General features: G+C 46.4%; 23 protein-coding genes. 12 read left to right on the plus strand and 11 right to left on the minus strand.

The window, feature by feature from the left end:
* Positions 1 to 105 precede the first annotated feature (105 nt).
* The 6 genes from prlC (at position 106) to J2W69_RS18660 (ending at position 5,176) form a co-directional block, all read left to right on the plus strand.
* A complete protein-coding gene (prlC, locus tag J2W69_RS18635) occupies positions 106 to 2,127 on the plus strand; it encodes an oligopeptidase A (protein ID WP_310281321.1) in 2,022 nt (673 codons plus the stop codon).
* A 133-nt stretch (positions 2,128 to 2,260) separates the two neighbouring features.
* A complete protein-coding gene (locus J2W69_RS18640) occupies positions 2,261 to 2,578 on the plus strand; it encodes a hypothetical protein (RefSeq protein ID WP_310281323.1) in 318 nt (105 codons plus the stop codon).
* Positions 2,579 to 2,587: 9 nt separating this feature from the next.
* Positions 2,588 to 3,292 carry a DNA-3-methyladenine glycosylase I gene (locus J2W69_RS18645; protein WP_310281325.1) on the plus strand — a complete coding sequence of 235 codons (705 nt, stop codon included), beginning with the start codon at positions 2,588 to 2,590 and terminating at the stop codon, positions 3,290 to 3,292.
* Positions 3,293 to 3,413: 121 nt separating this feature from the next.
* Complete coding sequence (locus J2W69_RS18650) at positions 3,414 to 4,172, plus strand: class I SAM-dependent methyltransferase (protein WP_310281327.1); 759 nt, start codon at positions 3,414 to 3,416, stop codon at positions 4,170 to 4,172.
* Between the two features lie 46 nt (positions 4,173 to 4,218).
* Entirely contained in the window at positions 4,219 to 4,566 is a 348-nt protein-coding gene (locus J2W69_RS18655; RefSeq protein WP_310281329.1) for a hypothetical protein, read from the plus strand.
* Between the two features lie 136 nt (positions 4,567 to 4,702).
* Positions 4,703 to 5,176 carry a peroxiredoxin gene (locus J2W69_RS18660; protein WP_310281331.1) on the plus strand — a complete coding sequence of 158 codons (474 nt, stop codon included), beginning with the start codon at positions 4,703 to 4,705 and terminating at the stop codon, positions 5,174 to 5,176.
* A gap of 9 nt (positions 5,177 to 5,185) precedes the next feature.
* On the opposite strand, the gene J2W69_RS18665 is transcribed toward J2W69_RS18660, so the two are convergent.
* From J2W69_RS18665 to J2W69_RS18700, 8 genes are all read right to left on the minus strand, one after another.
* Entirely contained in the window at positions 5,186 to 6,010 is an 825-nt protein-coding gene (locus J2W69_RS18665; protein WP_310281333.1) for a hypothetical protein, read from the minus strand.
* 104 nt (positions 6,011 to 6,114) lie between these two features.
* Positions 6,115 to 7,041 (minus strand): hypothetical protein, encoded by a 927-nt coding sequence (locus tag J2W69_RS18670; RefSeq protein WP_310281335.1) that lies wholly within the window; start codon positions 7,039 to 7,041, stop codon positions 6,115 to 6,117.
* A gap of 32 nt (positions 7,042 to 7,073) precedes the next feature.
* The gene (gene gmhB, locus J2W69_RS18675; protein ID WP_310281337.1) at positions 7,074 to 7,631 is read right to left on the minus strand and encodes a D-glycero-beta-D-manno-heptose 1,7-bisphosphate 7-phosphatase; all 558 of its coding nucleotides are present in this window, start codon (positions 7,629 to 7,631) and stop codon (positions 7,074 to 7,076) included.
* Between the two features lie 10 nt (positions 7,632 to 7,641).
* Positions 7,642 to 8,703: a glycosyltransferase family 9 protein gene (locus J2W69_RS18680; RefSeq protein ID WP_310281339.1), complete on the minus strand. Its 1,062-nt coding sequence runs from the start codon at positions 8,701 to 8,703 to the stop codon at positions 7,642 to 7,644.
* Position 8,704: 1 nt separating this feature from the next.
* The gene (gene hldE, locus J2W69_RS18685; RefSeq protein WP_310281342.1) at positions 8,705 to 10,165 is read right to left on the minus strand and encodes a bifunctional D-glycero-beta-D-manno-heptose-7-phosphate kinase/D-glycero-beta-D-manno-heptose 1-phosphate adenylyltransferase HldE; all 1,461 of its coding nucleotides are present in this window, start codon (positions 10,163 to 10,165) and stop codon (positions 8,705 to 8,707) included.
* The gene (locus J2W69_RS18690) at positions 10,165 to 10,758 is read right to left on the minus strand and encodes a D-sedoheptulose-7-phosphate isomerase (protein ID WP_310281345.1); all 594 of its coding nucleotides are present in this window, start codon (positions 10,756 to 10,758) and stop codon (positions 10,165 to 10,167) included. Before J2W69_RS18690 ends, hldE begins: the two co-directional genes overlap by 1 nt.
* 286 nt (positions 10,759 to 11,044) lie before the next feature.
* Entirely contained in the window at positions 11,045 to 12,193 is a 1,149-nt protein-coding gene (locus tag J2W69_RS18695; protein ID WP_310281346.1) for a glycosyltransferase, read from the minus strand.
* Entirely contained in the window at positions 12,190 to 13,164 is a 975-nt protein-coding gene (locus tag J2W69_RS18700) for a hypothetical protein (RefSeq protein ID WP_310281347.1), read from the minus strand. The genes J2W69_RS18695 and J2W69_RS18700 overlap by 4 nt, the downstream gene beginning before the upstream one ends.
* A gap of 167 nt (positions 13,165 to 13,331) precedes the next feature.
* On the opposite strand from J2W69_RS18700, the gene waaA reads away from it, so the two are divergent.
* From waaA to J2W69_RS18725, 5 genes are all read left to right on the plus strand, one after another.
* Positions 13,332 to 15,389, plus strand: coding sequence for a lipid IV(A) 3-deoxy-D-manno-octulosonic acid transferase (gene waaA / locus J2W69_RS18705; protein ID WP_310281349.1), 2,058 nt, complete (start codon positions 13,332 to 13,334; stop codon positions 15,387 to 15,389).
* A complete protein-coding gene (locus J2W69_RS18710) occupies positions 15,389 to 16,570 on the plus strand; it encodes a BaiN/RdsA family NAD(P)/FAD-dependent oxidoreductase (RefSeq protein ID WP_310281351.1) in 1,182 nt (393 codons plus the stop codon). The genes waaA and J2W69_RS18710 overlap by 1 nt, the downstream gene beginning before the upstream one ends.
* Positions 16,571 to 16,697: 127 nt before the next feature.
* On the plus strand, positions 16,698 to 17,822 hold the full coding sequence (locus J2W69_RS18715; protein ID WP_310281353.1) for an AAA family ATPase: 1,125 nt from the start codon (positions 16,698 to 16,700) through the stop codon (positions 17,820 to 17,822).
* A gap of 2 nt (positions 17,823 to 17,824) precedes the next feature.
* Positions 17,825 to 18,280 (plus strand): type II toxin-antitoxin system VapC family toxin, encoded by a 456-nt coding sequence (locus J2W69_RS18720; RefSeq protein ID WP_310281355.1) that lies wholly within the window; start codon positions 17,825 to 17,827, stop codon positions 18,278 to 18,280.
* A gap of 168 nt (positions 18,281 to 18,448) precedes the next feature.
* Positions 18,449 to 18,901: a cupin domain-containing protein gene (locus J2W69_RS18725; protein ID WP_310281357.1), complete on the plus strand. Its 453-nt coding sequence runs from the start codon at positions 18,449 to 18,451 to the stop codon at positions 18,899 to 18,901.
* Between the two features lie 47 nt (positions 18,902 to 18,948).
* Here the strand turns inward: J2W69_RS18725 and J2W69_RS18730 are convergent, their stop codons facing one another.
* Complete coding sequence (locus J2W69_RS18730; protein ID WP_310281358.1) at positions 18,949 to 19,497, minus strand: BON domain-containing protein; 549 nt, start codon at positions 19,495 to 19,497, stop codon at positions 18,949 to 18,951.
* 86 nt (positions 19,498 to 19,583) lie between these two features.
* Entirely contained in the window at positions 19,584 to 20,129 is a 546-nt protein-coding gene (locus J2W69_RS18735) for a hypothetical protein (RefSeq protein ID WP_310281360.1), read from the minus strand.
* A 399-nt stretch (positions 20,130 to 20,528) separates the two neighbouring features.
* Here J2W69_RS18735 and J2W69_RS18740 point away from each other — a divergent pair, with 399 nt between their 5' ends.
* Positions 20,529 to 21,863, plus strand: a complete 1,335-nt coding sequence (locus J2W69_RS18740) for a sigma-54 interaction domain-containing protein (protein ID WP_310281363.1) — start codon at positions 20,529 to 20,531, stop codon at positions 21,861 to 21,863.
* A gap of 49 nt (positions 21,864 to 21,912) precedes the next feature.
* On the opposite strand, the gene J2W69_RS18745 is transcribed toward J2W69_RS18740, so the two are convergent.
* On the minus strand, positions 21,913 to 22,194 hold the full coding sequence (locus tag J2W69_RS18745) for a hypothetical protein (protein ID WP_310281365.1): 282 nt from the start codon (positions 22,192 to 22,194) through the stop codon (positions 21,913 to 21,915).
* Positions 22,195 to 22,216 lie beyond the last annotated feature (22 nt).

A 22,216-nucleotide genomic window follows, 5' to 3' on the forward strand; every position in this document is an offset into this window, starting at 1 on the left:
TTATTGAATAGTAAGTCGCAAAAATCACGCCTAAAACAATTCTTTGCTTGAGAATGTGGTAAAAGCCCCAATACTGCTTTTATAAAGAGTTTACAGAGATACATCATGACCCAAGCCTTACCTGCATTTAGTCAAATCGAACCCAGCCAAATCAAAGCCCGTGTAGAGCAGTTGATAGCCCTTTGCACTGCGGATATCGAGGCTGTAGTAAAACAGCCAAACCCGGGCTGGCAGTCGCTGATTGTGGCGCTTGAGGAAAATAAGGATGAGCTGGCTAAATTCTGGTCGCCTGTATCGCATTTAAATTCAGTGAAAAACAGCCCAGAACTTCGTGAAGCCTATGAAAGCTGCCTGCCATTGTTATCAGATTTCAGCACTTATGAGGGGCAGCATGAAGGTTTGTATCAGGCTTATTTCAAGCTGTCGTACAGTGCTGAATACGCCACTTTAACTACAGCGCAGCAAAAAGTGATTCAAAATGCCTTACGTGATTTTAAGCTGTCCGGTATTGGTTTGTCGGATGAGAAAAAGCAGCGTTATGGTGAAATTCAAAGCCGTGCTTCTGATTTAGCCTCCAGCTTTTCCAACAATACGCTGGACGCCACTCAAGCCTGGTTTAAACATATTGAAGACGAAAGCCTGCTGTCTGGTTTGCCGGAAGATGCCAAATTAGCAGCGGCAGAAGCAGCGGCACAAAAAGAATTATCCGGCTGGGTTTTTACGCTGGAATTTCCAAGTTATATCGCCATTCTGACCTATGCTGATAACAGCGATTTACGTGCTGAGTCGTATCAGGCTTATTGCACCCGTGCTTCTGATCAAGGCCCAACAGCGGGTCAGTTTGATAACACGGCCATTATTGAAGAAACCTTAGCACTGCGTCACGAACTGGCGCAGCTGCTGGATTTTACTAACGCGGCAGAAGAGTCACTGGCGACTAAAATGGCCGAAAGCCCGGCTCAGGTGCTGGAGTTCTTGGCAGATTTAGCCCGCCGCGCTAAACCTCAGGCGCTGCAGGATCTGGCCGAGCTAAAAGCTTTTGTGAAAGCAGAGTTTGACGTCGCTGAGTTAAATGCCTGGGATGTCACTTATTACTCAGAGAAGTTAAAACAGGCCAAATACTCCATTTCTGACGAAGCTTTGCGGCCTTATTTCCCGGAAACCAAAGTAGTGCCGGGTTTATTCAGCGTGTTAAATAAGCTATTTGGCATTGACGTGAAACAACGAGAAGGTGTCGATGTCTGGCATCCGGATGTCAGCTTCTACGATATTTTTGACGCCAAAGGTGAGCTGCGTGGCAGTTTTTATCTGGATTTATATGCCCGCGAGAAAAAGCGGGGGGGCGCCTGGATGGATGATTGTCAGGGCCGGCGCTGGAAAGCCGATGGCAGCCTGCAACATCCTGTGGCCTATTTAACCTGTAATTTTAATAAACCTGTAGGCGGTAAACCTGCGTTATTTACTCATGACGAAGTAGTAACTTTGTTCCATGAGTTTGGCCATGGTTTACACCATATGCTGACGCAAGTGGATGCATCAGCTGTGGCTGGCATCAGCGGTGTGGCCTGGGATGCAGTCGAATTACCCAGCCAGTTTTTAGAAAACTGGTGCTGGCAGCCAGAAGCTTTGGCGCTTATTTCTGGTCATTACCAAACAGGCGAAGCTTTGCCACAGGATATGCTGGAGAAAATGCTGGCAGCGAAAAACTTCCAGTCGGCCTTGTTTTTAGTGCGTCAGCTGGAGTTCGCTTTGTTTGACTTCCGTTTACATGCTGAATACGACCCTGCTTTGGGTGGGCGTGTACAGCACATTCTGGATGATGTACGCCAGCAGGTGTCAGTGATACTGCCGCCGCGTTTTAACCGCTTCCAGCATGGTTTCAGCCATATTTTTGCCGGTGGTTATGGTGCTGGTTATTACAGCTATTTATGGGCTGAAGTATTGTCCGCGGATGCTTTTGGCCGCTTTGAAGAAGAAGGTATTTTTAATGCTGCTGTGGGTCAGGATTTTCTGCACTGCATTTTAGAAAAGGGCGGCAGTGCAGAACCTATGGAGCTGTTTAAAGCCTTCCGTGGTCGTGAACCATCCAATGCAGCATTATTGCGGCATATGGGCATAACAGCTTAAAAGGCTTATACCTTTATAAAGAGGCGCTATGAAGAAATTTTTTCCTTATGTCCTGTTTGCGGCTATCTGTGTAAGTACAGCCGCTTGTTCAGAATCTGAACCGCCTCAGAGCGTTCAGCCACAAGAGGGTGCTATGGATATAAAAACGCAAATTCAGCAAGAAAGAGAGCAGATCAGGCAACTGATTGGTGATGCCAAAGCTTCAGACCCCTCTCAATGCAGAGTGCTTGCGCTCGGCCATAAAGCCTGTGGCGGGCCTGAAACTTATGTGGCGTATTCGACTGAGCATACAGACGAAGCTGAGCTGTTAAAGCTTGCTGAACACTATAAAAATGCACAACAGACCATGCAAAAGCAGGAAAGAATGTATTCGGACTGCGCTATTGTGCCAGAACCCAAGGTGGGGTGGGTGAATGGCTATTGTGTACTTGGGGCTGACAATGTTTTATAGAGAAAGCTGATGATGTCTTATGCAGAATCTTTTGCGGTTATTTTTCACAGGGCGGCTGAGCGCAAAGGGGGCAAAGCCGCATTGCAGGCTTTGTTATCTAAACCCCGTACTGCGGTTCAGTTAAGCCAACTGACAGATGCTGAATGTTTAAGTGAATTCAGCAAAAAGATTTTTCAGTCCGGTTTTGTCTGGTCTGTGGTTGAAAAAAAGTGGCCGGGGTTTGAAGAGCTCTTTTTTGGTTTTGAACCGGAAAAAATGTTGCTGATGAGCGACGAGATGTTAGCTGCTAAAGCCACAGACCCACGTATTATCCGCAACGCTACCAAGGTATTTGCGATACGCGACAACGCGCTGATGATCCAACAGGTGGCTGATCAATACGGCAGTTTTGGCGCCTTTTTAGCCCAGTGGCCAGGTGAAGACATTATTGGCTTATGGGGCTATCTGAAAAAACAGGGCAGTCGTTTAGGTGGCAATACCGGCGCTTATGCGCTTCGTATGCTGGGCAAAGATACCTTTATTATCAGCCAGGATTTAGAAGCTTATTTGCGTAACTTTGGTGTGGTCGAAGGTGGCTTAACCAGTCAGAAAAACCAAAAGGCCATTCAGCAGCAGTTTAACCTGTGGCAACAAGAATCAGGCTTAAGCCTGCAGGAAATCAGTAAAGTAGTCGCCTTTAGCTTTGGTGATAACCATGTAGGTCTGAAGATGTAGAATTAGGCTCAGCTCGCATTGTTAACTGTTAACAAAGTGAACTGCCCCCTTTTTTAAACAGGGCCAGGGCGGTTACACTAGCTATAGTTTTATCCTTGATCTGAAAAATTAAAGTGACACTATGTCCAGCACTTGTTATTTAATCCAGCCCGATTTCCCCCCTGAACTGGCTGAAAGCCTACAACACCACTTTGGTTTGCAAGCAACAGACTCCCCTCAAGGCTGGTATTTATGCTGGACTGGAGATGCTTTGGTGTTACGCAACACAGAACTTAATAAACAAGGCGATATACTGGTCGACTTCGCCAGTGGTGCAGCTACCTACAGACGTAAGTTTGGTGGCGGCAAAAGTGAAGCCATAGCCAAAGCTGTGGGCCTCACCAAAAAGCCGGGTTTAACTGTAGTAGATGCAACAGCAGGTTTAGGCCGTGATGCCTTAGTGCTGGCCAGCTTAGGCGCTAAAGTCACTTTAGTGGAGCGTCAGCCTGCTGTGGCTGCTTTGTTAGCAGATGGTTTACGTCGTGCAGCCCTTGATCCTGAATTAGCCCATTGGTTGCCTGAACGTATGCAACTGGTTTTTGCGCCATCGCAGCAGGCGTTAACCCAATTACCATCACCGGACGTAGTGTATTTAGACCCAATGTTTCCGGCCCGTGAAAAGTCGGCTTTGGTAAAAAAGGAAATGCAGGCCTTTCATCAGGTGGTAGGTACTGATGACGACGCAGATGCATTGTTTCCTTTGGCCTGGCAACTGGCCAGCAAAAGAGTAGTGGTAAAGCGGCCTGGTTATGCGGAGTTTTTAGCAGGACAAAAACCCAGCATGCAAATCGAAGGCAAAAACAACAGATTTGATGTCTATGTGAAGGCTGCGCTGGACTAATACCTATATGTTTTGATACTGCGGCATATCTTGGGGGGCGCTTAGCATGAGTGAATACAGCAAGGGACTGATTGTGGGGACGCTGGCGGCGTCACTGGTCACAGCGCTGATAACGACATACCTCTTTATGCATTTTTTGCGCGCAGCAGTGATACAGGAAGCCGCAGGCATAATTCTGATGTCTAACATCGCTACCCAAGCAACCAGCTTAGATAAAGTTAGATATATGCAATTATGGAAAGCGGGCTGCGCTATTGAACATGTTGAATTTATGGAATCGGCTCTGTTTAGCTTGATCAGTGATAAAGAGGACGTAAACCGACTGAAGTCTGAGTTGCGTGGGGCTCCTCAGCTCTGTAACCAATACCCGATCGATAAAGAAAACAAACTATGAGTTTATTGGGTGCTTTGTTTTTCGTGAAGCTGACCCAATACTATAAAAGCTCGCGGTTAGAAATGAATGTGGTGCCTGAAGTGAATCAGCTTCAGAGGTATTTAAAACAACAAGGCAAGAGTTTAAGGATAAATTTATGATCAAAATTGGCGATACCTTACCTGATGTGACCTTTGCGCGTTTAACCGACAATGGTCCTGTGAACCTGACTACGGCTGAAGTCTTTAAAGGCGAAAAAGTGGTGTTATTTGCTGTGCCTGGCGCTTTCACGCCCACCTGTAGTGCAGCTCATTTGCCGGGCTTTATTGAACTGGCGCAGCAATTTTTTGATAAAGGCGTGGATCGTATTATCTGTACTTCGGTTAATGATGCTTATGTGATGGATGCCTGGAGCAAAGCTCATAACGCCACCGATATCGTATTTTTAGCAGACGGCGCCGCTAAATTTGCCAAAGCTGTTGGCCTGGATGCTGATACCGGTGATTTTGGTGGTGTGCGTTCAAAACGCTATGCAATGATCGTGGACAACTGCGTAGTCAAAGCGCTAAATGTCGACGAACCTAAACAGTTTGAAGTCAGTAAAGCTGAAGTGATGGTAGAGCTGGTTTAAGCCAGCTCTTTAGTCGGCCAGTGAAATACTTTTTGGTAAGGTTACATAGGCCATCACAGCACTATCGCGGATGCTTGAATCTTGCTCATAATGCTTAGTGCGATAGGCCTGGCAATATTCAACCGCGTCACCTTGCTGGTGCAAAAAGTCATTGTGTTTCACCTTAGCTAAAGCCTCTTGCCAGCGATTGGCAGCTTTTGGTGGTGGCGCAGGCAGTGTTAATAAAATGCGTTCTGAGGCTGAAAACTGACTTTTTGTAGCGATTGCCAGCATGTTGTCCGTGGCTTCTCCGAGCCAGCAAGTGCCACTTTTAGAGATGTAAAGTAAAGGCATATAAGGCGCAAGGGCAGGGCAGATATCATTGCGATAGACTTCCACTTCCCAGTAAGTGCGGGCTACGGATATAAACTGCTCAAAACTGGTGACTTCAGCAAAACCAGAGGTTGCTAAAGGTAATACCTCAATGCGTGGCTTATTTGGATTGACTGTGTCATTGGATACATCCAGATACCAGTCCCCAACAGACATAGCGTTTTGAAAATAGACGCCCCGCAAAGCGCCCCATATTTTTTTCAGGCTCTCCCCTTTGGCCAACTGGTCGCGGATTAATACTAGTCCGGGTTCTGTTGCTTGCGGAAGTTGTTGTTGCAGCTGCACAAATACGGCATCTCGTATTTCTTTACAGCGGCCCAGCGGGTAAATCTTAGTGCCCAGATAGGGATAACGTGGAACCAGCTCTAAATCGACCTGCAGACGTAAACGGGCCAAATCTGCCACTACGGCGTTGATCTGCTCGTTATCCCATTGCATGTTTTCATTTTGTATAGGGTTCATATTCTGCTAAGCACCTGATTTTTTAATAAAGCGCCATAGATATAACACAATACAGCACTAGTTTGACTATGTTTCAAAGCCAACAAATTGACAGCTCAGATCGATCATTGCAAATACAAGGTACCATTTGCTTTGATGATAGCTAACCACTGCTGTGACAAAGCTTGGGCTTGTTCAATCTGCTCTGGGGTCAGTTCAGAATGACGACGTTGCACAAACCATGAGTATCTGCTCTGCAATTCATTGTCATCCGTCAGTTCCAGGATCAGATGGTTTAAGGCGTAGGATTTAGCCCTACCATGCTCGCCATAGTTTTGTGAGTGGTGCATAGTTGACAGTGTGATCAGTGCTCTGATGCTGCCGTGCTGGGATGCGGACTCCAATAATGAGAGCTGCAGCTGAATAAATTCCTCCCGCTTTTGGATATAAGCCGCTCGTTCCAGATCTGTTGCATCAGCCAATTGCATAAACAGCTCTGGCGTGACTGTGGCCATCTCTTCCTGAGCATAGACATAACCAGCTTTGGCCGCAGTTTCTAAATAAAGGTAAAACTCATCGCGTTGCTGCTGATTTATTCCGGCACAAAACTCATAGCGTTCTTTGATGTCAGCTATGGCAACACCATTGTCTTTATACTGATAGGCTTGTTGCAAACGAGCTTCTAAGTCGGTTTCATCCAGTGGTGCCATGCCACAAAACCTCAGGTTCATTGCAAGACTATAGGCGGCCTGCAGATCGCCTTTGTCTGCCCGGTTTTTCAGTCTTGTTAGCTGAGTTTGCAAAGGCTGGTCCAGTTTCCAGTCTGTTCGTTCAATAACGACCATCTGTTCAGCTGGTTCTGGCGCTGCCGGACTGGAGTTGGGTTGGGTGACCCCTTCCTTCTCAACGGCTAAGGGAATAGGGTTTTGCTCTTGAATGTCAGAGCTGTACTGAAGCTGAGTTTGAGGCTGAGTACTGCTGTTGTTCGTGCCTATAAAAAACAGGCCGCATAGGAGTAACAGCACTAAGGAGAAAGCTAAGAGTTTTTGCATTACATTCCTTGTACAACTTCAGACCCGGAACCTTAGTTCAGCACCAACTCCAGGGCCGCTTTTATCGAAGGCCAGACTTCATCTGCGCTGGCCTGGTCTTCTGCTGTCAGTGTTTGGCCTGATAACACCAACACTTTACGGCCAACACCAGCAGCTTGTGCTGCCTGCATATCGGCTTTTTTATCACCTAACATCAGGCTTTGGCCTGGATCAATCTGATACTTGTTTATGGCTTGCAGCAACATGCCTGGAGCTGGTTTACGACAATCACAGTCGGTTTGATACGGTGGCTTGGCATTAACCGGATGATGAGGGCAAAAAAACACATCAGTCAGAGTAACACCGTGCGACTCAAACTGAGCTTTCATCCAGTCGGTTAAAACATGGAACTGCTGCTCGTTGTAGTAGCCGCGGCCTATCCCTGATTGGTTAGTCACTACTATCAATAGATAACCTTGTTGCTGTAAATGACGACAAGCCTCAAATACACCCTCAATAAACTCAAATTGTTCTGGGCTGCTGACATAACCGTGATCGACATTGATCACACCGTCTCTGTCCAGAAAGGCGGCTTTTTGCATAGTTTTCATAACTGCTGACTCATAGTTGCTGTTCTGTCACTACTTTATCGAACATGGCAGTCACAGCCTCTACAGATATTTTTTGCATAATGTCGCTGCCTTTGACGCGGGCGCCCCATTTCAGCTCTGCTGCCGTTTTACCCAGCTGTTCCAGTAAAGACTGGTGATAGACCTCAACCACATACTGACGGAACAAATAAGGCCCGGTGCGATCCGGATTACTGTGGCCATACAAACCAATGACCGGAGTGCCAACTGCCACCGCCATATGAGTAGGGCCAGTATCTGGCGCCAGCACTAAACTTGCGTGTTTCAATAAAGCCAGCAGCTGTTTTAAATTGGTTTTGCCTGTCAGATCTGTGATGGGATGCTGTGCTGATGCCAAAATGGCCTGACTTAAAGTACGTTCCAGCTCTGTCGGGCCACCAGATAAGATCACTGCAAAGCCTTTGGACTGCGCATAATCGGCCAAGGCTGCGTAACGCTCAGGCAACCAGTTGCGCTCCGCTTTAGAAGCGGCAGGGCTGATAATCAACACTCTGGAGTTGCCGATAGCAGCTAACTGCTGTTTGGCCCATAACTCATCGGCTTCAGGAATAGGCAGTTGCCATGTTGGAGTTTTTCCAAGTTCTTGCTCTGATACACCAATAGCTTTAGCAAACTGACGAAAGCCATCCAGCACATGGCTACGTGGCGCTGGCTCTATGCGGTGACGCATAAAAAGCGCATGTAACTCTTTGGCGGTGTGCCAGTCAAAACCAATTTTTTTGCGGGCCTTGATACATAAAGAGGCAACATTAGCGCGAAAGGCCACCTGCATATGCAGCAGCACATCAAAATAGTCGTTTTTTAAATCCTGCTTTAGCTGGCTATAAGCCGCTCTGCCAAGCTTTTTATCAAAAACCACAAAACGTACACCAGGCAAAGCTTCCAGCAAGCGGGCTTCCACTTTGCCGATAATCCAGGTGATCTGCGCTTGTGGATGCTGGCGCTGAATAGATTGCACCACAGAGACTGCGTTGCAGACATCACCTATAGCGGATAAACGCAGAATACAAATAGATGTTATGGGCTGCGACAAATCAGTTATTTCCCTGCAAGTCCTGGATTTTACGTATCACTTTGCTGGTGGAGCGGCCATCAACAAAAGTCAGCACTTGTACTTCACCACCATGAGCTATCACGACGTCTGCGCCCACTATGGTTTCAATGCTGTAGTCGCCGCCTTTGACCAATACATCAGGCAAAATAGTGCTGATAAGCTGGAATGGCGTATCGTTTTCGGCAACGTCATCGCCAAAAGGCACCACCCAGTCAACACTGGCCAAACTTGCCAGCACTGTGGCGCGATCTTCCAACGTATTGATAGGGCGCTGTTCGCCTTTTAAGCGGCGCACTGAAGCATCTGAATTCAAACCTACGACTAAACGGTCGCCCAAAGCCTTAGCCTGAGCTAAATAACGCACATGACCTGCATGTAAAATATCAAAGCAGCCGTTGGTAAAGACAATACGTTCGCCGTTTTGACGGGCAAACTGGATATGCTGCAGTACTTTGTTAAAAGGCGTCTGGTAAAAATCGCCCTGACGGAATAAATCTTTATTCAGCTTGGCGGCCAGCTCTTCCGGTGAAACAGTTGCAGCTCCTACTTTGCCTACCACTATGCCAGCCGCTAAGTTGGCAAGTTGAGTGGCATCATGCAGCGACATACCTGCACTTAACATCACAGCTAAAGTGGCGATCACTGTATCGCCAGCACCAGTCACATCACTTACTTCCAGCACCTGAGCCGGGAAGTGGAAATGTTCGGTTGGGGTGATCAGGCTCATGCCTTGTTCGCTGCGGGTTAATAAAATCGAGGCTAAACCTGCTTTTTGCATCAGCTCACGGGCTGAGCTGAGCATTTCATCCACAGAAGCTGTTTTGCCGCCCGCTGTTTTAAATTCGCCTAAATTCGGTGTAATCACATCAGCGCCAGCGTATACCGACAAGTCGGCTTGCTTAGGGTCAACCAATACAGTTTTACCGGCCGCTTTGGCCAATTTGATCATGGAAGAAATTTGCTGCAACGAGCCTTTGTTGTAATCACTGAATACAATCACATCGTAGTTCTGATACACAGCGGCAAAACGTTCTGCCAGCAGGGCTGCATCTTCCGCGCTGAACATTTCTTCCTGATCCAGCCGCACTATTTGTTGCTGGCGCGACACCACCCGCATTTTGGCGATAGTAGGTTTATCATTTTGGCTAAACAATTCTGAATGAATTTGTTCACCGGCCAGCAATTGCTGTAAAGACTCGCCTGCACTGTCGTTACCAATAATACCTAATAAGCCTGCTTTGCCATCCAGATGAGCAATATTACGCGCCACGTTGGCAGCTCCACCTGCTTTGTCTTCTATTTTGCTGATTTTCACTACAGGCACAGGGGCTTCAGGCGATATACGCTGCGAGTCGCCATTAAAATAGCGGTCCAGCATCACATCACCAACCACCAATACAGAAGCAGAAGACAAGTTTTGCAGCAGGCTCAGATTAATCATTAGTTGTTTCCCGTAATAGCCAGATCAAGGGCTTCACAGAGCCAGTGACCAATAAACATATGCACTTCCTGAATACGGGCGGTTTCATCGTTTTTGACAATAATAGGCAGTGTGGCAATGTCTTTCACTAAACCGCCGTCGCGGCCAGTCAGGGCTACAGTAAAAGCGCCTAATTCATTGGCGGCTTTTAAAGCTAAATTGATATTTGGGCTTTTGCCTGAAGTCGTCAGGCCAATCACCACGTCTTGTGGCCGCACTAAACCTAACACCTGACGCTCAAAAACGCTGTCAAAATGGTAGTCGTTGGCGTGGGCTGTCAGAATAGAAGTGTCTGTGGTTAAGGCAATAGAAGCCAAAGGGCCACGTTCTGCTTTATAACGTACCATAAACTCGGCGGCTAAATGCTGGCTGTCGGCAGCGCTGCCGCCGTTACCCATCCAGACCACTTTGCCACCTTGTTGTAAGCAGTGTTGCACTGCCTCTAACAGCTGCATGGCTTCATCATGGTAGGCTTCCACTGTGGCAAAAGCGTCACGGTGACGTTTTAAACTATCTAAAAAACTTTGTTTTAAATTGGCTTTTAAATCTGACATAGGAGGCTCTGCCTGGCTGCATGAATAAAGGCATTTTAACGGATCTGCTTTATTGCAAAAGAACTTTTTCTTGCTTCGGCTTAAAAGTAAGACTGATTATGCTTATCAGCCTATACCTCTGGCTGGGCCGTCATTTTTTGTCTCAATGCTGATCCGCTCAATGGACGATACAATTCAGTAAAAGTAGTGCTGAGATAAGGAGAAGCTCATCCATGATGAACTTCACCTCTGTCACGCGCTCTTAGCTCTCACCTTTCATTTTTGTCTGACACTCTGTTTTAGCAATTTAGCAGGCCATATGCTTTAGTGCATGCTGAATATAAGCGTTCGCTGCATAGCTGGCCTGGAACTTTTCATACATGGGCCATTGCTCTACATCCACTTTGGGTTTGGTTTTCAGCAAAAGTTTTATTTTTTGCGCAAAGCTATCAATATCAGCCATAGGCACAAGCCAATCTTCGTGGAAATTATGTAATATTTCTGCAGGACCATGAGGGCAGTCAGTCGACAATACCGGGGTTCCGCACAGTAGTGCTTCTACCAGTACATTAGACAAACCTTCATAATCAGATGACAGCAGCAATAATTCGGCGTGGCGCATCCAGACAAATGGATTTTGTGTAAAGCCGGCAACTACCACTTTATGTTCTAAGCCATAGCTTTTAATCAGTTTTCTTAACTTGGTTGAATCTTTGGTCAGCAATACCAGTTGGGTTTCAACACCTGACCTTTTGTAGGCATCAAACAATCTGTCAATGCGTTTCTGAGCGCTTACTCTGCCTATATGCAATAAATAAGGCGAAGAAGGAAGTGCTGGCTCAGTGGCCTGAGCCATATTTAAAATAGCCTGCGTATCGAAGGGGTTATAAATAGTGGTCACGCTGGCAGCCTGTAGCCATTCGATATCACCCTGTAACTCTGACCCCACGCCTGCAGACACAGTCACCAGATGTTGTTGATGCATCACAGCTTTACGTCTTTTTAAGCGCTGATAGCCAAAGAAGCCACGTTGCCTGGCGTTGCTTAGTTCGGCTTTACAGGACGCATGCACTACATAGTGTCTTTTTATTTCGCACTGAAGGCCAGCCACTACACTGTGACTGACATCGAGGTGGCTATAAATAGCTGTCACAGCGCCACCTTGCTCAATTTTGCGGATCAGCTCCAGCAGCTCCTGTCTGACTTTACCGACGCGATACCAGCTGTCCAGGTTTTTATTGGTCCCAAATGGTAATACATAACAGTTGGTCAGGTGACTGATGTCATAGTCGCTTCGGCGACTCAGAGACACAATGTAAGACTCAGCATTGGGTTCATTGTTAATCGCCTCATGTAAGCGCAAAACTACTGCTTCAGCTCCGCCCCCATTAAATGAGTCGATAATATGAATAATACGAACTGCATGTTCCGACTGCTGTACTTCCGTTGCATTCATTTTTTTGACTCCAGCACCGATTTAAAATAATCCATGACGTAGGTTAAACCTGGTGTGACATCAAGTTGATGTTTCAGAGGATGTTCCAGGGCTATTTTCGCTTGAGCCACTATGCTCGCTTGTTCAAGACTGGCCTGGTAAATGGCTTTTTGTTCAAGGCATTTGGCGATACGTGGAGGTTGATCTTTTGCTACAGGCACTGCGACAAGGTTTTTACGCAGCACTATGGCCTGGCCCATCATGTCGCCACCGCCACACACCACCAGTCTGGCATGTTGTATCAATGTCATCAGCTGCTCGTTTGGCAAACTTTTAACCAGCAGCATATTTTCAGTTGCAGTCAGGCTGCCCTGATAATTAGCTCCGGTGACAACAATATGCTGCAGATCCTTGTTATTAAGTTCCTTTGCCGCCTGATAAAACACTTCAATCGCAGGTACACCTTTATGGCTATGACCACCGCCGCCCGCTGCCCAAAGCACAAAATCATGACCATTTAACCGGGCAAACTCCGCAGGTAAATCAGGTGCAGGGGGCGTAAACACAGGGCCTATAAATTGTGGAGCTTTGCCATTGCAGAGTTTGAGTTTAAGTTTTTCCAGCCAGGTTAAATCGCCATCGACAAATTTGAACTGGGTGATCCAGTGAGCGTCCAGAAAAGGCAGGCGGCCAAAAGAAAAACCACGTTTGCGTTTCTTTTTGTGTTGGCTGATAAACACCACTTTGCTGCCACAGGCTTTTGCATGCCTGACCTGAGAAGCCCGGCCTGAACAATCAAAAATTGTGACATCAGGCTTATATTCAGAGACCAACTGATTCACAGCACTGATTTCTTTAGTGGGTGAATTATTCAGCAGGAAATGTGGAAAAGGACAGCTGGACGCATAGGGGGCATCTTTGTTCAGAATAAAACTGATGTCTGATTCTGGCCATTGCCTTTTGATGGCCTGAGCAATAATAAGTGAGCGCATATACTCACCTATACCCTGGGCTGAAGATACGGGGATAAACAAAACTTTCAATGAATTAGCCATCTTAAATTAAGCACTGTTTTGAGGCGCTGAGTTTAACAAATTGCGGTATAACAAGCTATTCTGCGATAATACAGCGCATTTTGCCGCTGGAACACGGGACATCGATGGTAAACCGCTGGATTTATAGTGTATTGCTTGTGCTGTGTTGGCCTCTGGTTATTTTTTATCTGTTGCTGCGCTCGCGCAAAGACCCGGCTTATCGTCAGCGTTTTGCTGAACGTTTTGCCTTGACGCTGCCTGCTGCTTCGGCCAAAGACGGCATAGTGCTGCATACCGTATCAGTGGGGGAGTTTAACGCCGCCAAACCTTTGATTAAGCAGCTGTTAGTGCACTACCCGCAACTGACTCTAACTATCACCTGCACCACACCCACAGCTTCAGCAGCTATTGTCAAACTGGTGGCCGAACAGCGTGAATTGGGCCGCAAGCTTCAGCATTGTTATCTGCCTTTTGATTACCCGGTGCTGATGCGCCGTTGGCTGAGTTTTATGCAGCCACAATTGCTGCTGATTTTAGAAACTGAGCTGTGGCCCAATTTAATAGCAAACTGCAAAGCTTTGGCTATTCCCACTTTAATAGTAAATGCCCGTTTGTCGGCGCGCTCAGCTAAAGGTTACCGGCGTTTTAGCGCTTTAACTCAACCTATGTTGAAAAACATCAGCCAGATTCTGACTTTGGATAAACACAGCGCCCGGCGTTTTTCCGCTTTAGGCGCACCCAATGTGCAGGTGGCAGGCAACTTAAAGTTTGAACTGGATGTGCCAAAAAGCAGCACCCAGTTGGCTATGAGTTTAAAACCTTTGCTGCAGGGCCGTATGGTTTGGGTGGCAGGCAGTACTCATGCCGGTGAAGATGAAGTGCTTATTCAGGCTTATCAGCAGTTAAAAACACAATTCCCGCAGTTAATGCTGGTGCTGGTCCCCCGGCATCCTGAGCGTTTTGATGCGGTCGCAGAGCTGTTGCAGCAACAGCAACTGAAGTTTGTCCGCAGAAGCGTGAATGGTTTGCCTGATGCAAACACTGAAGTCTGGCTCGGCGACTCGATGGGCGAATTATTAAGCTGGTATCAGCTGGCCGATTTTGTGTTTATTGGTGGTAGCCTGATCAACAGGGGAGGCCATAATCCACTTGAAGCTATGGCCTTTGGCAAAGCGGTGTTATCCGGCCCTTCTGTGTTTAATTTCCAGCAGGTCTTTCAACTGCTGCAACAGCAGCAGGCGTATTTTCAGGTGGCCGATGTTGAAACTCTGGTTGGCACAGTCACTCAACTTATTCAGCAGCCCGAACTGGCCATTCAGACCGGCGAAAAGGGCTTAAAGCTGTATCAGCAGCAGCAAGGTGCTGTGGCCCGCATCATGGCGCAGGTAAACAATTTATTGCCTATGGCTGAAATAAAAAAAATAAATAATGACAAAGCTTTAGCATGGTTTGACCCGCACTTTTATCCGAACTTTGAAATGGCTTATTTTCAGAGCGAATTCTGGCAAAAGCAGTCCTTAGTCACGGGCCAATCAAAAGGCCGTAATACCGTTTGGTTTATCCGGCATCAGGACGGCCAGCAAGCAGTGTTGCGGCATTATTATCGCGGGGGTGTGGTTGGTAAATTCAACAAAGACAAGTTTTGGCCAGAGCCTGCAGCCCAAAGCCGGGCTATGGCAGAATTCAGTTTGCTCTGGCAAATGCGGGTATGGGGTTTGCCTGTGCCACGGCCTTGTGCCGCTTTGTATCAAAAGCATAGTTTTGGCTTTGGTTTTTATATGTATAGCGCCGATATTCTGATTGAGCGTATTCAGGGCGCAACCGACCTTGCTCACCTGCTGCAACAACGGCCTTTTACTTCGACTGAGTGGCAACAACTCGGCGCTTTAATAGCGTCTTTTCATCAGCATCAGGTGTATCACTCCGACTTAAACTGCCACAATATTTTGCTCGATGATCAGGGCCAGTTCTGGCTGATTGATTTTGATAAATGCGCTATTCGCACAGCAGCCGATTTTCCGGATCAAAGCTGGAAACAACAGAACTTGCAGCGTTTATTGCGCTCTTTAAATAAAGAAAAACAGCAGTTGCCGGTTTTCCACTGGCAAAACGACCAATTTTCCGCGCTTGAACTGGGTTATCAGCAAGCGGGCCTTACACATACCATACAGAGTACAAATTAATGCAGCAGTGGGACGTCATAGTTATAGGTGCAGGCGCAGCAGGTTTATTCAGCGCTATTGAAGCTGCCAAAAGAGGCCGTAAAACGCTGGTGCTGGATAACGGCAAACGTATAGGCCGCAAAATTCTGATGTCGGGTGGTGGTCGCTGCAACTTCACCAATATTTACGCCAGCCCGGCTAATTTTTTATCGCAAAACCCGCATTTTTGTAAGTCGGCCTTAAGCCGTTATACCCAATGGGATTTTATCGCTCTGGTGCAGCAATACGGCATTGCCTATCATGAAAAAACACTGGGTCAGCTGTTTTGTGACGACAGTGCCAAAGATATTGTCGATATGCTGCAACAAGAATGCGACAAGGCTGGTGTGTCTATTGCGCTGCAACAGGATATTCAAAACGTCAGTTTTGCCAATGGCGTCTATACAGTCACTACGCCTCAGCTTAGCCGCAGTTGTCAGAGCCTGGTGGTGGCTAGTGGCGGTTTAAGCCTGCCAAATTTGGGTGCTACAGCTTATGGTTTTCAGCTGGCTGAACAGTTTGGTTTAAATGTATTGCCAGTGCGCGCAGCTTTAGTACCACTAACCTGGCAACCGGCCGATAAAGCGGTATTTGAAGAAATCAGTGGTGTGTCTTTGCCTGTTACGGCAGAAGCCAACGACGTGGTATTTCCGGAAGATATGCTGTTTACCCACAGGGGTTTAAGTGGCCCTGCTATTCTGCAAATTTCCAGCTTCTGGCAACCGGGTGACGAGCTGATTATCAACTTATCGCCGCAGCAGGATTTAAATGAATTCCTGCTGGAACAACAGCAAAAACACCCTGAGCAGGAATTAAAAACTATTCTTTCGCGCCTGCTGCCCAAACGTTTAGTCGAAAAACTGCTGGAGCTGAATGTATTTCAAAATCAGGCGATTAAAGCGCTGCACGCCAAATCCATCCAGCGCCTGGCCGACAGCCTGACCCATTATGTGTTTAAACCCAACGGCACCGAAGGCTACCGCACAGCTGAAGTTACTTTAGGTGGCGTCGACACCAACGAGTTATCGTCCAAAACCATGGAAGCCAAAAAACAACCCGGCCTGTATTTTGTCGGCGAAGTAGTAGACGTCACAGGTTGGTTAGGAGGCTACAATTTCCAATGGGCCTGGGCTTCTGGTTGGGTGGCAGGGCAGTATTGTTAAATGATTTGTTGCTTTAATCATTACATAGTGGATAAAACTCGTTTGAAATTATAAAGTCTGTACACTAAACCGAAGATTTTTATACTTTCATTTGAAGCTGAGTGTCAGTCTCTCACGGAGATAATTTATGCTGAAGTCCCCTGTTACTATTGAAGGCCTGAAAGGGGTCGGCAAAGTAGAACTAGAGCTGCAACAGGAACAGCAGGTTTATGTACTTATTGGCATAAATGGTGTGGGAAAAACTAAGACACTGGAAGCGCTGTTTCAAACATTGTTTTTTAATAATAAAACAGTTGTTCAACTATCTTCTGCCAATAAGAATGAGAATGTTTTGTGGCAGAAGCACTGGGTTTTCAGCTCGTTGACAAGTGAGCAGAATCGTTTCACTTCTGGTTCGATGATGGTAACTCATTCCCTCAAGCAACAACCGTTGGTTCATACTTACCCTGTGGTGTTTTTGGCCTCCCAAAATAGAGGTTTTATCCAACACCAAAGCAGCTCAGCAGCCAGCATTGGTACTTTCGATCAGCGTCGCTCCAGTTATCTGGAACAACAAATCGCAGGTATAAAAGATAACTTCACCAGCTTAAATATGAATATCGGTATTGAAGACTGGTTTGTCACTATAGCTCAGTCTTCCCACCCCTATTTAAAGCAGGAAGATAATCGGAATATCGAAATTAAAGTACTGCTGGAACTGTTGCATAAAATTGATAACAGAATAGACCCTGAGTATCTGCAAATTAGCGGTGATAACAGAGTCTTCCTGAAAATTGATCAGCAAGCTAAAGAGTTGTCCCATTTAAGCACTGGTTTTGCTTCCATTTTGAAAATGCTGCAGGCCATTATTTCTGGTTATGGCTATTTCACCAATGAAACCCGTTTACCACAAGTGAAAGGCATAGTGCTGATTGATGAAATAGAAAGCCACCTGCATTTGTCATGGCAAGCGAAAATTATTCCGCTACTAAAGCAGTTATTTCCCAATACGACTTTTTACATCACAACACATTCTCCTATTGTGTTATCTCAGCTAAATGCCGGGGAAGCTTACCGGCTGCAGCGTGAGGAAGATGGAGTAGTAAGAACCAAGTCTATTGTTTCACCAGCGACAGCTTCTCTGATTGATGTTCTAAAAGATGCCTTTGATATTGATATCAACCGTATAAAGCTGGATGGCACTTCGCCTGAGTCTCAGAACGACGCTAAACAGCAGCTGCTAAAACTGATTAAAGGTAAAGGAAGCGAGTAAGCATGATTAATGTATTGCTGGACGCTAATCTACTTATTGCTGCATTGGATGACAGTGGCACAACTTCAAAACAATTGCGTCAAAGTGCTGCTACTACATTGGCAACCTTTCTGGAAAACCCTGACATCAAGCTAGTTATTACCCCTCTTATCAGATATGAGGTTTTGCGTGGCGTGAGTTGGAATGACGCTGAGCGTTATAACAGCTTGAAGCTGGTATTGGATAATCTTACAGAGATTGATGTAGACCGTAATGTATCTGAACTGGCTGCTAATTTATTCAGGTTCGACCGATCAGTTAATGCAAAAGACAAGAAGAATGTGGAAAAACGTAAGTTTGATGTTTTCCATTTAGCCTGTGCCAAATGTTATGGACTTGATTTAGCGTCACAAGATACGGATATAGCGTCCTTGCAAAGCTTATTCGACAGCTATCAACAAGCTGGCGGTCTTGTTTGATTTGAACATTTAGCAAGTATCCCCCATCTTTTACCGCTTCCTTGTCTCGGCGTAATTTTTAGTTCATCCGATAAAGTCCGCCTCCACAGATCGGATCAATAGCTGTTTGACCTCCCTTTCGTTTCAGGGCAGTGTAAAGGCGAGATAATTCAGCAGAAGGGAGTAGGGATGTTCAAATTAAAGTTAGGATTAGTGGCCGGAATAGCTATGACTTGCCTGAGTACTATGGCGGCAGAGGCGGATCAGCCGTCGCAAATTATTCAGCAATCTGAAGCGAAAGCCGAAAAAGGCGATGGTTATGTATTTTATAGCTATTTTGCCAAGCCGACTTTTGGCACCCAGGACGCACTGACTGGTGTGGCTGTGATTGAGCCTGGCAAAGAAATCCACCCGCCTCATATTCATGCCGAAGAAGAGTACCTGATGGTGATTGAAGGCGAAGGGGTCTGGTCGCTGAAAGACAAAGAAATTCCGGCTAAAGCGGGCGATATTTTATATGCGGCTCCATGGGACTCGCATGGTATTCGCAATACAGGCAAAGTGCCACTGAAGTTTGTCGTGATGAAATGGCATAGTAAAGGTGTGCCAGTTCCTGCCGATCCTGCTGCAGTAAAGCCATAAAGAGAAAACAAAGCCGATCATTCAGATCGGCTTTGGCGGTAAGGTTATTAACTTTCTGACACTGTTAATTTATCTACTACCTTCACCACATCCCTGGTGTTTTTAGCTTTGGCGACGGCCAGATCTTTTTCAGCATCTGAATCCACCACACCGCTGAGTGTTACCACGCTGTTTTCAACATCTACATTAATGCTGGTGCCACTGGTTTCAGGCTCAAACAGCAGGCTGGTTTTTACCACTGTCGCTATTTTGGCATCTTTCAATGCACTGGTCTGTTTTGGATCCGCATTGGTTTTGCCGTCTTTTTTCACCATCAGCTTGTTTTCTACTGAGGTAACGCCGTCCAGCCCTTCTACCAGCTCTGCAGCTAAGGCTTTATCTACATCGCTTTTAACTTCACCCGTTAAAGTGACAACTCCGTTTTTCACATGAGTGTCGATAGTAAAAGAATTCAGGTTGCCGTTTAACAGCAGAGTGGTTTCAGCTTTGCCGTCGATCCAGGCGTCTTTTGCTGTATCTTTCCAGTCATTGGCCGCCATGGCCGAAACTGAAGCAAGAGTTAAAGTGATCATCACTGCTAATGTTGTGCGTTTCATTATGTCGCTCCTTTTGTTCGTGAGACAGAATAGACATTGCCAGTTTGATGCCATAATTTAAGTTATTGATTTATATTGAGTATATTTTACGGTTCATCTGATGTTAATTTTATGTTTGTAATTTTGGCTGACTGTTCGGTAAAAGTTTCATACTCTGTCGGCAGAGTTTCACTTTGTGCCAGCTGATCGGCCGCTATTTGCAGGCTAGCGGTAAAATGCAACAAGCTTTTATGATGCTGGGGTAAATCGCCATTTCTGATCAGTGTTTTTTGCAGCTGCAGTTGAGTAGCCAGTTGCTGCTGTATCGCAGGCACTGAGGTCTGGTTGGGTGGATTGTTATACCAGCAGCTAAGCTCGGATAAAGCGCTACCTTCAGCAGTACTACTGTCGACCGGTGGAAACAAATATAAAATTTGCTGATGCAGTTCTGCCAGCGCTGAAAACTGTCGGCGCAGGTTACCTGGTCCTGCAGTCTCAGCAGTATGTTGGTAAAAAATTTTGGCCCGGGTAAATAGACGGCTTAAAGCCGCTAATAGTTCTGTCTGCTGCGCTGTTGGGCTTGTGTGTAACAAAGGTTCTGTCATTAGTTTGGTACTCCATGGCAAATAAAAACCATGCAGATTCATAGTCAATTCATGTACCAGAATGTAAGTTGATGATGTATAGATATTTTTGATTTTTTCTATCCGGGAAGCTGAGTGCAGATCGGTAAGTTTTACTCAGGACCCCTGTTAAATTTACAGTCTTAGAGCGTGTTGACGTTTCGAGATTAAATTTTGTTCGTTCTGGCGCCGCTTTGAGCGCGAAAGGAGGAGCGAAGTTTAGTTATTCTAAATGAGCGACGAGTGACAAAGCTCAGGGCGCCGCCAGACGAACCCGAAGGGCAGCGCCTGGCTGGCCTTTCTGCTGCGTTAGCACTCGTTTATGTAGAATAACTACACTGCACTCGTGCTGCCTTGCATAAAAACCGGCCAGACTGCTGCAAAAATAACCCTGAAACGTCAACACGCTCTCAACTACGGAAAGTATGTATGAGCCAGCCTTTATTGTTCCTGCATGTGCAGGACCCAGAGTTAACTACTCAACTATTGCAGTCCGACATTGTCCGGCGTTTTGTCATTTGTAAAAGCCAGCCAGATGAATGCTGGGTCGAACAGATGCTCAGGCAGTCCTGCGATCTGGCTCTCATTGAAATGGACAATCCTGCACCTGCTCAATACGAGTTGTTGCAACAGAGTCATGTATTGTCAGAAATCGACTTCATTCTGATCAGCAAAGGAATACCGGATTTAGCGCTGGATCAACTGATGCGCTGTGGTGCTGGTTATCACTTCCGCCAGCCGCTGGATATGAACTCTGTGTTGGATGCAGTGCAGGATTGTTACCGACAGTTGTCCACTGTGGTGGTGAAGCGTAAGGTTCAAACCAGTGATCTGGACCAGTTTGGTTTATTGGTGGGCTCTTCAGCAGCTATGCTCCGGCTCTACAAAACGGTGCGTAAAGTGGCCGTCACTGAAGCCAATGTTTTTATTATTGGCGAAAGCGGTGCAGGTAAAGAGCTGGTGGCCAATACAGTGCATTTAGCCAGTCACAGAGCTGATAAGCCTTTTGTTGCCATTAATTGTGGTGCTTTGAGTTCGGAACTGATCGACAGTGAGTTGTTTGGTCATGTCAAAGGTTCCTTTACCGGCGCTTTACGTGATCATCAGGGCGTATTTGCTCAGGCGGAACAAGGCACTTTGTTTTTGGATGAAGTCACAGAAATGCCGCTTGAGCAGCAGGTGAAATTACTGCGGGTGCTGGAAAGTGGTGAATATCGCCCAGTTGGCAGTAACAAAGTGTGTATGGCCAATGTCCGGGTGATAGCTGCCACTAACCGTGATCCGCTGCAGGCTGTTGCTGATGGCATTTTGCGGGAGGATTTGTACTTCAGGTTATCGCAGTTTCCGGTGAAAGTGCCGCCACTGCGTGAGCGGGAAGCCGATATTACCGGTCTGGCTCAGCATTTTCTGGCCTATTGCAATGCCAGAGAAAAACAGCAAAAACAGCTGTCTGATGCAGCTTTATCCCTGGTAGCACAGCATAAATGGCCAGGTAATGTACGTGAGCTAAAACATGCTGTTGAGCGGGCTTTTATAATGGCAGATAAACTGATCGAGCCACACCACTTGCTGTTGGAGGTCGCTACTTCGGTGGAAGCTGTGGCAGATATTCCCGCCGATATGCCGTTGGACGAGCTGGAAAAAGCCGCAATTTTTGCAGCACTGGAGCGAAACTGTGGTAATAAAACGGACACAGCGCAACAGCTGGGTATCAGTGTAAAAACCCTTTATAACAAACTGGAAAAATATCAGCAGGAAAGTTAATCGACTGGATAGCGCCTGATAAAGGCGGGGAAAACCCCGCCTCATTTATTTAGCAATCTTTGTCTTTGGCGTCGGCTTTTTCTCTGGCCGCTTCACAGAGCTCTTTGGCTTTCTCTGCTGTTTTGTCTGCAGCCTCTTCCAAAGCATCTGCTGTTTTATCAGCTGCTTCTTCCAGTTTATCTTTAGCTTGTTCAGCTGTTTTCTCAGCCTGAGCTTTGAGTTCTTCCATTCTGTCTTCGGCTTTATCTGCATCACTTTCACTACAAGCAACCACTGAAGTCGCAAGCACTACAGCAAATAACAGCTTAACCAATGAAGTTTGAATTTTCATTCCATTCTCCTTCTGCCCATTC

Source organism: Rheinheimera soli, from assembly GCF_031457405.1.
Lineage (GTDB): Bacteria > Pseudomonadota > Gammaproteobacteria > Enterobacterales > Alteromonadaceae > Pararheinheimera > Pararheinheimera soli_A.